Annotated in this window: 10 protein-coding genes; 2 read left to right on the top strand and 8 right to left on the bottom strand. The window is 40.0% G+C overall.

What is annotated here, in order from left to right; all coding sequences use genetic code 11:
• Positions 1-56: 56 nt before the first annotated feature.
• The 6 genes from CXF74_RS12730 to clcA all read right to left on the bottom strand — a co-directional run bounded on the left by CXF74_RS12730 (position 57) and on the right by clcA (position 7732).
• Positions 57-683 (bottom strand): trimeric intracellular cation channel family protein, encoded by a 627-nt coding sequence (locus tag CXF74_RS12730; protein ID WP_101082811.1) that lies wholly within the window; start codon positions 681-683, stop codon positions 57-59.
• 98 nt (positions 684-781) lie between these two features.
• Positions 782-3925 (bottom strand): efflux RND transporter permease subunit, encoded by a 3144-nt coding sequence (locus CXF74_RS12725; protein ID WP_101082810.1) that lies wholly within the window; start codon positions 3923-3925, stop codon positions 782-784.
• Positions 3926-3927: 2 nt separating this feature from the next.
• Positions 3928-5007 carry an efflux RND transporter periplasmic adaptor subunit gene (locus CXF74_RS12720; protein ID WP_101082809.1) on the bottom strand — a complete coding sequence of 360 codons (1080 nt, stop codon included), beginning with the start codon at positions 5005-5007 and terminating at the stop codon, positions 3928-3930.
• A gap of 169 nt (positions 5008-5176) precedes the next feature.
• Positions 5177-5524, bottom strand: coding sequence for an iron-sulfur cluster insertion protein ErpA (gene erpA / locus CXF74_RS12715; protein ID WP_101082808.1), 348 nt, complete (start codon positions 5522-5524; stop codon positions 5177-5179).
• Between the two features lie 70 nt (positions 5525-5594).
• Positions 5595-6323, bottom strand: coding sequence for a DUF6776 family protein (locus CXF74_RS12710; protein ID WP_101082807.1), 729 nt, complete (start codon positions 6321-6323; stop codon positions 5595-5597).
• Positions 6324-6325: 2 nt separating this feature from the next.
• Entirely contained in the window at positions 6326-7732 is a 1407-nt protein-coding gene (gene clcA, locus CXF74_RS12705) for a H(+)/Cl(-) exchange transporter ClcA (RefSeq protein WP_232772516.1), read from the bottom strand.
• Between the two features lie 193 nt (positions 7733-7925).
• Here clcA and hemL point away from each other — a divergent pair, with 193 nt between their 5' ends.
• Positions 7926-9203: a glutamate-1-semialdehyde 2,1-aminomutase gene (gene hemL / locus CXF74_RS12700; RefSeq protein ID WP_101082805.1), complete on the top strand. Its 1278-nt coding sequence runs from the start codon at positions 7926-7928 to the stop codon at positions 9201-9203.
• Positions 9204-9367: 164 nt separating this feature from the next.
• Here the strand turns inward: hemL and CXF74_RS12695 are convergent, their stop codons facing one another.
• Entirely contained in the window at positions 9368-9928 is a 561-nt protein-coding gene (locus CXF74_RS12695) for an OmpA family protein (protein WP_157822401.1), read from the bottom strand.
• Positions 9929-10208: 280 nt separating this feature from the next.
• Between CXF74_RS12695 and degS the strand changes: the two genes are divergently transcribed.
• The gene (gene degS, locus CXF74_RS12690; RefSeq protein ID WP_101082803.1) at positions 10209-11279 is read left to right on the top strand and encodes an outer membrane-stress sensor serine endopeptidase DegS; all 1071 of its coding nucleotides are present in this window, start codon (positions 10209-10211) and stop codon (positions 11277-11279) included.
• A 146-nt stretch (positions 11280-11425) separates the two neighbouring features.
• Here degS and murA read toward each other — a convergent pair whose 3' ends face one another.
• Positions 11426-12685 carry a UDP-N-acetylglucosamine 1-carboxyvinyltransferase gene (gene murA / locus CXF74_RS12685; protein ID WP_101082802.1) on the bottom strand — a complete coding sequence of 420 codons (1260 nt, stop codon included), beginning with the start codon at positions 12683-12685 and terminating at the stop codon, positions 11426-11428.
• Position 12686 lies beyond the last annotated feature (1 nt).

Below are 12686 nucleotides of genomic sequence, written 5' to 3'. Positions count from 1 at the left end.
ATTGATTAATAACCTTGAAGAGTTTAATTTGCTATATACATCTAGTTAAACTCTTTTTAAGCCTCTCTATCATCACTAAAAACCGGCAACGATAAATGCCAATAAATAGCACATATACGCAGTGAGAGTGTGCCAAGCATTGCAATCGTCATCGCGAAAATAGGGCCAAACTCAAAGTAGTGACAAATAACATATAACGTGGCGCCTAAAATGGAAGCTGTTGCATAGATCTCTTTTTGTAATACAAAGGGGATTTGACCACTTAACAAGTCGCGTATCATGCCACCAGCCACCCCAGTTATACATCCCATCGCAATAGCAACGGGCCCAGTAAAGCCTAACGTCAATGCTTTTTGTGCGCCAATAATAGTAAAAATAGCAAGACCAAAGGCATCTAAAAGAGGTAATAAATAGGCGGGAAAGCGGTGTATACGATGTAACCAATACACCGAAATAGCAGCGCTTGCCAGGATCACATAGATATAGGTATTATCAATAATCCAGAATACTGGGGTTGCCCCCATCATCATATCTCTTAACGTGCCGCCACCAATACCGGTAACACCAGCAAGTACAGCGATACCAAAAGGGTCCATACGTAAGCGAGTAGCCACTAACACACCAGATATTGCACAGACAATAACGCCGATCATGTCCAATATATAGATAAAACTTTCTAGCATTAAGGTACGTCCATGAAACAAAATAGTAGGCCATGAATGTTAGCGACCTAATATTCATCTTGCAAGCTATCCCTTAATAGATAGCTTAACCTATGCCTTTAATTCGCTTCTAGTTTAGTTTTTTGAGGCATTGATCTCCCTCTATATTGCGAAAACCAACGTGCACTATTTGCCCCAATCATTAACAAACATGGCGTTAAAATTAATGTCAGTAATGTTGCAAAAGTAAGGCCACCTGCAATAGCAGTCGCTAACTGTGCCCACCATTGAGTAGAAGGCGCACCAAATTCAATAGTACGCGCAACAAAATCGATATTCATTTTTAAGACCATGGGCATTAACCCAAGAATAGTCGTGACCGTTGTTAATAATACCGGCCTGATACGCTGGGCTCCCGTTCTTAATATTGCTTCGTGTGTTTCCATTCCGCGTTTTTTGAAAACATTAAAGGTATCAATCAATACAATATTGTTATTAACAACAATGCCCGCTAACGCAATCACCCCAATGCCCGACATGACAATACCAAAGGCACTTTGACTCAAAAATAGGCCGATAAATACACCCGCGGTTGAGAAGATAACCGCGCTGAGAATTAAGAATGATTGATAAAAAGAATTAAACTGCAGCACAAGAATTAACGCCATCACAGCAAGTGCCACCATAAACGCATTTTTCAAAAAGGCAGCGGCTTCCTGTTCATCTTCATTTTGACCACGTAATTTCAACGTTACACGCGCGTCTAACCCTAAGGTAGGTAGTTCTTTTTCTAACTCAGGTAAAATAAGACTCAAATTGTAACCCTCAGCCATATCAGCACTTACTGTCATGACAATACGACCATCTACTTTTTTAATCGAAGACTGTTTAGCCATTGGTGTTAACGTAACAAAATGACTCACAGGTATTTGACCAAAGGCAGTTTGTAGACGTAACTCAGCAAGCTTGCTCAAACTACGCTCGCTTTCAGGATAACGAACACGAATATCCAGCTCGTCATCTACATCATCGGGTCGATAAGTCCCTAACATCAGGCCGTTAGTCACAAATTGAACCGTACTTCCTAATAATGTGGCATCAGCACCATAACGCGCAGCATCTGCACGATTGATTTGAAACTGCCACTCTACCCCCGGTTTGTCGCCATCATCTTCCAAATTAATAAAATAGGGTTTAGTGGCTAACGCATGGTGTAGTTTATCAGCGGCACTTTGTAATAATTCAGGGTAACGAGAGCTTATTTCGATTTGTAATGCTTTACCCGTTGGAGGGCCTGCTTGGTCTTTTTTTAATTCAATTTCAACGCCGGGCAGATCTTTAGTACGCGCTTGAATATCAGCAATAATTTCACTCGCACTACGTCTATCTTGCCAATCACGTAAGTTAATACGCATCGAGCCAGCGGTCTCGCCTGTTGAGTCTCCCGTCTTCACGTAGAGCGTATCTATCTCATCTTTTAAAGGTAAAATTCTAGCTTCAATTGTAGCCATTATCTCATCTTGCTCATCAATCGAAAAATCGCCATAAGAACGCACTTTGACATTAATACCAGGAGGCTCAACATCAGGGAAGAACTCAACACCTAAATTTGAAGTGGCAAAAAGAGTCATGCCTGAACCAGCAATTAGCGTCGCCATGAATAAAACTAACCATGGACTTTTTAAGGATTTATTCAGTGTTTTAACATAGGCTCCGGTGAAACCTGTTAACGCTAAAAGATCCCCTTTATCCGCAATCAGGGCATTGTTTTGTTCTTTTTCAGAAAGCTTACGTGGTTTACCAAAAACACTGCCTAAGACAGGAATAAAAATAAGCGCCATTAACAATGATGCACTTAACGTGGCAATCAAGGTTAAAGGTAGATATTTCATAAATTCACCTGTCATACCAGGCCAAAAAAGTAACGGCGCAAATGCAGCTAATGTTGTCGCTGTTGATGCAATAATTGGCCATGCCATGCGTTTTGCAGCCGTTAAATAAGCTTGATGACGTTGAACACCCGCACTCATTTCCCGATCAGCAAATTCGGTGACAACAATCGCGCCATCTACGAGCATGCCTACCGCCATAATCAACGCAAATAACACCACAATATTGACCGTAATACCAAATAACCATAACACCAGAATACCGGTTAAAAACGAGCCAGGAATAGCAATGCCGACTAAACCTGCACTTCTTATTCCTAAGGTGGCGATAATAACGATCACCACTAATAACACCGCACTGATAACGTTATTCTGCAGATCATTAAGCATCTGTTTTACATCTTTAGAGCTATCACCCGCGTAACTTACCTGAATATTATTAGGCCAATATTCTCTATTTTCATCGATTAACGCTTTTACCTTATCAACCGTTTCAATAATATTTTCACCGGGGCGTTTAATGATTTCTAATGAAATAGTGGGTAAACCATTCACACGTACATAACTTGAAGGATCTTTAAAAGCGCGGCGTATTTGCGCAACATCCGCAAAGGTAATGACCTTGTCACCGGTTACTTTAATGGGCATTTCCATCACATCTTTAACCGAAGAAAAAACCGAAGGCACTTTAATAGGAAAACGCCCTTTGCCGTTATCCATTACCCCCGCGGCCACTAAACGATTATTACGTGAAATCAGGGTATAGATATCAGCCATGTCTAATTGATAGCTTTCCATTAGCAGAGGATCCGCGAGGATCTCAACCATATCTTCTCGATCGCCACCAATTCTAACTTCTAAGACTTCAGCAAAACTTTCCAATTTATCTTGCATCAAGCGAGCAAGCGTAATCATGGCACGCTCAGGTGTGCTACCAGAAAGTAAAATAGTTAACGCGGGGTTCTCACTGGCTAGCGTGACCTGTTTTACAACCGGTTCATCGCTATCTTGAGGTAATTTACTCTTGGCTTGATTGACCTGCTCACGCACATCAATTAATGCGTTTTTAATATCCGTATCGATGTAAAACTCAATCACTATCGAGGCATGCCCAGAACTTGCCGTGGACTTCATCTCTTTAATACCTTCAATACTGCGTAATTGTTGTTCGAGCGGTCTTAGTAACTGTCGCTCTGCATCCTCTGGTGATATGCCTTCATGGCCAACAGAGACATAAATAACAGGAATAGGGATATCAGGATCCGCTTCTTTAGGAATGTTGATATAAGCGGAAAGTCCTGCCACCAGTAAAAAAACGAGCATCATTAACACGGCACGTTTGCGCGATAATGAACCTTCAATGATTGTTTTCATACCTACTCCTTGGCAGCCGTTGCATCAACTTGTGCGCCCGGTTTCACAAAACCTTGCCCAAGCGTAATAATATCAACAGGCCCATCAAATCCAGATAACCAAGCCCCGTCATTGTCCGCTTCAACTAAGTTGATCGCTATAAACACTACAATGCCCTGCTTTACCAATTTAACGCCGAGGTTGCCCGACTCATCCATAGCAAGTGCAGAAGGAGAAACATAGATAGCGTCAACAGGGTAAAGTGGAATGGTTAATTTAGCGCTGATACCAGAGAAGATTTTAAAATCAGGGTTATCAAATTCAGCTTCAATACGAAAAGTACTGCTTTTACTGTCTGCCATTGATGCAATAAAGGTCAATTTTCCGCTAATCACATCGCCAGACAATAAAGTTGCAGTTACTTTTTGGCCACGTTTTAACTGAGTAATATAATGCTCAGTTGCATCACCCCGAATCACGATAGGGTTAGTATTTTCAATACTAAAAATAGGATCGCCAACCTGCATATAGTCCCCTTTATCTGCAAACTGTTCCTGTAATACCCCAGCAAAAGGCGCAACAACATGCGTTCGCTGTAGTTGTAGTTTTAATTTTTTCACACTGGTTTTAGCAACAAGATATAAGCTTTTCATTTCCGCAAGTCGGGCGCGTCCTTGAAGACCTCTGTCATTCAGAGATTTAACCGCTTTAAAGTTTAACTCTCGTTCAGCGAGTTGTGCTTCAGCTTGTGCGAGTCGTTCAGGTAGTTCACTTTTTTCTATGTTAATCAGACTTTTATTGGCCTTAACATAGTGCCCTTTTTGCGTTGATATCTTTATGATCTTACCCGCAACCTCTGCGCGAATAACGGCGCGACTATTAGCTTCGCTTTTCCCGTATAAACTGAGTTCTTTAATCATTGCTTGAGGGGTAAAATGTGTTGTTTGGACTTTAGGTAGTGCAACCACTGGTGTTTCTTTATCTTTCTCTATTAATTCACTTTGAGCGGGCGCTGAGAACATCCAAAAAAATAGTAGGGCTGTAATTAATAAAGTTAAATAGTATGGGCGTAAGACAATATAACTAACAGCAGAGAGAAACATAACAAACCTCAATAAATAATAAAATCCTAATAAATTTATATTATAGTGATTGAAGCTGATTACTAGGCAAAATGAGAGGTATTGTTATTTGAGCGGGGTTTTAAATGAAAAAATTGATGAAGCATTGTATTTCAAAACTTCATCACTTTTTAATAGAGCGGGATTTAGACTAAATTGAGAATGAAGAGCCACAACCACAGGTTGCTGTTGCATTTGGATTATCAATAAAGAAACGTGAGCCATCTAAGCCACTTGTATAATCAACAGTGCCACCCACTAAGTATTGCAGACTCATTGAATCAACAATCAAAGTAACGTCGTTTTTCTCTATTTGTGTATCGCCGTCATTAACTTTTTCATCGAAGGTAAACCCGTATGAAAAACCAGAACAACCACCACCCGTAACATAAACACGTAACTTCATGTTAGCTTCTTCGTCTTCCATTAGTGTTTTTACTTGATTTGCAGCGCTATCGCTGAAATAAATGGGTAATGCCATTTCTACTTCGGATGTCATGTTAACCTCTAATTCGATGTGATCTATCATGCATTATCTAATACCCGACTGTTTTGTTCAACTATTTATTCTATGGTGTCGTGCTATTGTCACTACTATCATATTCACTGGCATCACCGACATCATGTGTCGTTAATACACGCCAATCATAAAGTTGTTCAACACGCTGTGCTTTGTACCAACGATTACCCACAACATTTAAGTTTACAATCACCTCATCAACCATCATTCCCTCAGGTAATACAAAACTACCTTGCACGGTTTGGAAATATTTAAATTTAAAGCTTTTTTCAAGTGTTTCAGTCAATGCAGAAAGTGATACTTTTTTTAAATTTTCGCCTTCAAAAATGGACAAGCTAATATCGATATTGCCGCTTAAAAAACGTCTGCCCTTTTTTGACTGCATAAGCACAAGCTCGTAATCCCAACCACCCGTTTTTGCATTTTCAGTCATTTCAAATGAATGTGCCTTCACCCCTGTTTTTTCTAACTCTGGCGAGATAACACCTTCATAAAAATACAATTTATTATTAACAATGGCGAGTTCATTTTGAAGCTGTTTATTACTTTGAAGCAAACTTTTAATTGTCTGTTGGTCCGAAACAGAGATAATCTGCACACGTGAAAGGTCTGTTTCTACACGTTGGTTACGAATTTTTATGGTGTGTAAATCGACCGCCATCACAGATAACTTTTCGTCTAAAATATCCTGTTTAAACTTGCCTAAAAAAAAGCCTAATAATAAACATAGTAGTGAGATAACTAACCATTTTACAACACTATTTCTTAACCGTTTCACTGTTATTCCTTAGGATCTGTAGGGGCAACACGTGACATCGCTTTACGTGTTGTTTCTTGACGTTTACGACGCATAGAAAGTTTCATTGTGCGCTCTAGAAGTTGCGTATAAATAGGTCGCCCTCCTAAAGACTGAGCCACCATTGTAGCACCTAAGCAAGTTACAATAAGGGGTAAAATCATTTCATAATTACTAGTCATTTCAATAACTAATAAAATGCCAGTGATTGGCGCTCTTACCGTAGCCGCAAATAAGCCGCCCATACCCGCAATAGCAAATGTACCGGCATCCGTCACCAAATGAGGAAACAGTTGCTGTGCGGCCAAACCAAATAACATGCCAAATAGAGTCCCTAATGCAAGTGTTGGCGCAAATACACCGCCAGGGGCACCCGAACCAAAACTCAATAAGGTGGTAATAGTACGGAACATAAACAGCATGAGTAATCCGCCCATCAGATAATGCCCACCTTCAACTTCAGGAATCAGCTCGATACCACTAAATGCGATGTCCGGTTGCACAATTGATAACGCGCCAAAAATAGCCCCTAGAAAAAGACCAATGGAAACAAAACGCCAGCGCTGATTTTTATGAATCAATAAGTACATATCCTGTGTCGCAAGAATCATCCTATTAAAGAGGATACCAATCACACCAAAACAGAAACCTAAAAGAAGATATAACCACAAAGACATTAAATCGGGGTGAGAGTATTGGGTCACTGTCACAACGGCATCTTGATCGGTAATCAAACGCATCACAATGGTCGCCATCACGGCGCTCATAAATACGCTTTTTGTCGAGGTTAAACTGTAATTAAATTGAGAACGCATCTCCTCAATCACAAACATAATACCCGCAAGTGGTGCATTAAAGGCAGCAGCCAAACCACCAGCAGCCCCGGCTGCTAACAGCGCTTGAGCATCTACTTTGTTTACTTTAAAAATGTCTGAGATCATACGTCCAAGGTTTGCACCCAATTGCACCGAAGGCCCTTCGCGACCCAATGCCATGCCACTACCTAGCGCTAACAATCCACCAAAAAACTTAACCGGAATAACACGCTTCCAACGTACCGGACGCATCCCTTCCATCGCCCCTTCTATTTCAGGGATACCACTGCCACCCGCTTCAGGTGCAAATCGATGAGTGATATAAAATGCCAGCCCCGCCATCAACGATGAGATAGGAATAGCCACCGCCCACATCGGCACCGCGGAATCACTATAGGTGGCAATAAGATATAATCGTAATTCGCTAATCCAAATAATACCGTGATCAAATAAAGCTGACATAGCGCCAGCTAAGACGCCAATAAAAACAGATAACCAGATCAATAACGCACTGCTTTTTCGTGTAAAGAAACGATCCACAAAACGACGGAAATTATTGATAAAAAAAGATGACACGGTATTTTTCATACAATTGAAAACAACTTTATGTAGGTGAAAGCGGGAAAAAGCTATTATATAAAATAAACAACAAATAGAAACCTGATATAGCTCAAATAAACCATTGAAGGTAAAAATAATTACCTGTTATTCACAATGCTGAGAATCTGCTATATTGTCGCCTCTTAAAATAACTACAAATAGGAATAGCATGAGCCATTCAAAAACTCTTTTTCAACGCGCACAGGATATCATTCCTGGTGGCGTAAACTCCCCTGTTCGTGCTTTTAATGGCGTAGGCGGAGGTCCGTTATTTATTGAACGTGCACAGGATGCTTATATCTTTGATGTCGATAAAAAACAGTATATTGATTATGTCGGCTCATGGGGACCGATGATTCTTGGCCACAATCACCCGGCAATTAAAAAAGCCGTTATTGAAGCGGCAGAGAATGGCTTAAGTTTTGGCGCACCCACAGCTATTGAAATCACCATGGCAGAGAAAGTGAAAAGCCTGGTTCCTTCAATGGAACAATTACGCATGGTGAGCTCAGGTACTGAAGCGACAATGAGTGCGATTCGTTTAGCACGTGGTTATACAAACCGCGATAAAATTTTAAAATTTGAAGGTTGTTATCACGGCCATGCAGACTCGTTATTAGTTAAAGCTGGCTCAGGTGCGCTTACCTTAGGTCAACCAAGCTCTCCAGGTATTCCAGCTGATTTTGCTAAACATACCCTGACTGCAAACTATAATGATTTAGCCTCTGTCGAAGTGTTATTTTCAGAATACCCAGAGCAAATATCTTGTATTATTGTTGAGCCCGTTGCCGGAAATATGAACTGTATTCCACCTGCAGAAGGTTTTTTACAAGGCCTGCGAGCAATCTGTGATCAATACGGCGCGTTACTTATTTTAGATGAAGTGATGACAGGTTTTCGTGTTGCATTAGGTGGCGCACAAGCTCACTACTGTATCACCCCTGATTTAACAACATTAGGTAAAGTGATTGGTGGCGGCATGCCAGTGGGCGCTTTTGGTGGTAAAAAAGAAATAATGCAACACATTGCGCCAACGGGTCCAGTTTACCAAGCGGGTACACTTTCAGGTAACCCTATTGCAATGGCGGCAGGACTTGCCGCATTAAATGCGTTAGACACGCCAGAATACAAACAACTTGCACTGAAAACAGAAAAGCTAGCACTGGGTTTACAACAAGTAGCCAAAGAGGCAAACGTTGCATTAGCGGTAAATTACGTCGGTGGTATGTTTGGTTTCTTCTTCACCGAAGCACAGCAGGTAACAAACTTTGCAGATGTTTGTGATTGTGATGTAGAGAAATTCAAAAAATTCTTTCACCTCATGTTAGCCGAAGGTATCTATTTAGCACCTTCAGCCTTTGAAGCAGGTTTTTTATCTTTAGCGCATACAGACCAAGATATTGAAGATACGTTAACAGCTGCTAAGAAAGCATTTTTACAGCTTTAATTTAGCTTTCATAAGATTAATAATCTTTAAAGTGATTAATCTTTAAAAGTCATAAAAACAAAAAGGGGAAGGTAATTAATTACCTTCCCCTTTTTATTACGTTATTACTTACCCTAGGGCGTTAATAATAACGAGATTTTTATAATCTATTAGCCCGATTACTATTAATCTTGGTTCACTAAAACAAATTCAACTCTTCTGTTTAAGCGACGCTCTTCTTCCGTTAGATTTTTATTAACAGGTTCACTTTCGCCTACAGCAACATTAGAGAGTTGTTTCTCAGGTACGCCTAGGATTAATAATTCCGCAGTAATAGAAGCTGAACGCTTTTCTGAAAGTAATAAGTTATACGCTTCACTACCTTTAGTATCAGTATAGCCACGAACTTCTACAATCTGCTCTGGGTAATCTTTTAACAAGCCAGCAACACAGCTCATTTGCTTATCTGCTTTTTCAGTTGAAACCGTCGCATCAAAATCAAAATAACGTGGCTGGTAACCAATAAATTCATCATTTCGAATAATCACATATTCTAAACAGCTACTCAACACTTCAACACCAGAGTATTCAACCGCTATTGGAGCCACTTCGTTTTGTGCTGTTTCAGTCTCAACGGCAGGCTTAACTTCAGTTTTTGCACTTTCTACTTGAGGCTCAGGTGTTGATGAACAAGCAGCTAAAAAGGCGAAACTACAAGTGATTAAAAACAGTTTAATAGCAGACATACGATTTACTTCCTTGAAATTATTAAAATAAGCACATAATACATTTTTCATAAAAAGAAAGTCAACACAAAACAATGAAATACACAAAACAATTACAGTTTACAAAAGCAATAAGATTATTGAAGATAACGTTATCAATACTGAGCATCATTCACTGATATTAATACTCTTTTTTATTGCTTAGATTTGAATAAAAAGTACAAAGCAAAAAGATAAAAAAGAGAAATAATACAACACCATCATATATACTGTTTTTTTCCCTCAACATTGGCACGCTTTTATGAACTTCAAAGCAAAGTTTTTTTATTTTATAAAACCCATTTTCTGGGGAGTTATTATTGCTATTGTGGTTATGTATGGGACTAAATTCGTTCATACGCTTGGTAATTTACTCAATAACAATCAAGTTTCTAGCTACAGTGAAGCAGTAAAGAAAGCCTCTCCAGCGGTAGTGAATATATATTCACAACAATACGTCGATTCAAGCATCGATAATAAACAGCACCTACAACCAACCGGTTTAGGCTCTGGCATTATTGTCGATAAAAAAGGGTATATCCTCACCAACTTTCATGTTGTCGCACAAGCAGACCAAATTCTCATTGCCTTACAAGATGGCCGTTTATTCAGTGCCAAAGTAGTTGGCAGTGATGCCATTACTGATTTAGCGGTATTACAAATAGAAGGTAATAACTTACCTGTCATCCCACAAAATTTAGATTACATACCAAGAGTCGGTGATATTGTCCTCGCTATCGGTAACCCTTATAACTTAGGGCAAACCATTACCCAAGGCATTATCAGTGCAACGGGCCGTAACGGAATGAGTTCATCGGGGCGACAAGACTTCTTGCAAACCGATGCCGCTATTAATGAAGGAAACTCTGGTGGCGCACTCATCAATAGTCGTGGCGAGTTAGTGGGTATTAACACTTCTGAGTTTTATACCACGACACAAAACCTAAGCACCGGTATAAGTTTTGCGATTCCTTACCAATTATCACAACGTATTATGAAAAGCTTAATTAAAGATGGTCGTGTTATCAGGGGATCTTTAGGCTTAGTTGCTGAAAATCTAGATCCATTACTGGCACGTTTATGGGGATTGGAATCTCAAAACAGCATTATTATAAAATCCGTCAAGGATAATGGTCCTGCCTTTCATGCTGGCGTGAAGGTAAATGACATATTATTAAAAATTGATAACAAGCCGGTAATCAATCTCATCATGGCAATGGACAGTGTTGCGGAAATAAAACCGGGTAATACAACCACACTTACCTTGCTCAGAAAAGGCAAAGAGATTCAATTATCTGTTGTTATTGGCGAGCTAAGTACGCCTAAAACGTAATAGTAAAGGTATTAAGACAACGCCCTTACTTTAGAAAGTAAGGGCGCTTAAACAAAGAACATTACAGGGAACTTTAGTTTTTAATCATTGAATTTCAGGCACAAAAAAGGGAAGCATTAGCTTCCCTTTTTATTAACCTAAAAAGCTTACTCTTCGATACGTTTCATCTTCGCGCCGAGTGGGATTAGCTTATCTTCAATCGCTTCATAACCACGGTCGATATGATAAATTTCATCAACAATCGTTTCGCCTTGAGCAATTAATCCTGCAATAACTAAACTTGCTGACGCACGTAAATCCGTCGCCATCACTTTAGCACCGCTTAATTGATCATGATCGCCACAAATTGCAAGATTACCTTCAAGCTCAATGTTTGCGCCCATACGTTGTAATTCAGGCACATGCATAAAACGATTTTCAAAGATATTCTCTTTAATACGTCCAGTACCTGGCGCAACTGTATTTAATACAGTAAATTGCGCTTGCATATCCGTTGGGAAAGCAGGAAAAGGTGCAGTAGTAATATTGACAGATTTAAGCTCTCTGTCATGCATATCAACTTCAATCCAATCGTCACCTGAAGTCACTAATGCACCGGCCTCTTCTAATTTCCCAAGGACAGCCATTAAGAGATTTGGATCAGTTTTAAGACATTTCACTTTACCGCCACTAACCACACCAGCGACTAAAAAGGTACCCGTCTCAATGCGATCTGGTTGAACTTGGTAACTACAATCACCTAAAGACTCAACACCTTCGATAGTAATTCTATCAGTACCCGCACCAGTTATTTTGCCGCCCATTGCATTAATGAAATTAGCAAGATCAACCATTTCAGGCTCTTTAGCCGCATTTTCAATAGTGGTTATGCCTTCAGCAAGCGCAGCCGCCATCATCAAATTTCCAGTACCAGTAACACTCACCATATCCATGTATAAATGACAGCCTTTTAAGCGACCATCTACACGTGCTTTAATAAAGCCGTCTTCAACTTTAATAATGGCGCCCATTTGCTCTAAGCCATGGATATGAAGATTGACAGGTCGAGCACCAATTGCACAGCCACCAGGCAATGAAATATCCGCTTCTCCAAAACGTGCAACTAATGGACCTAATGCCAAAATAGAAGCGCGCATACTACGTACTAGCTCATAAGAAGCTGTGTAGTTTTTTACACCTGAAGCGTTTATATGTACGCTATGCCCATCTTGTGAAGTACTTGCACCAAGTTCTTCTAAAAGCTCTAACGTAGTAGAGATATCTTTTAATAAAGGCACGTTAGTTAAGTTAACATCACCCTTTGAAAGCAGTGTGGCAAAAAGAATTGGTAATGCCGCATTTTTGGCACCTGAAATAGTTACTTCGCCGTTTAGCTGGCAACCACCTTGAATTAAAAACTGACCCATC

The sequence above is a fragment of the Psychromonas sp. Urea-02u-13 genome, from assembly GCF_002835995.1.
Classification (GTDB): Bacteria; Pseudomonadota; Gammaproteobacteria; order Enterobacterales; family Psychromonadaceae; genus Psychromonas.
Note: the sequence above shows the minus strand (reverse complement) of the source record. Positions and strands in the feature narration are given on the sequence as shown.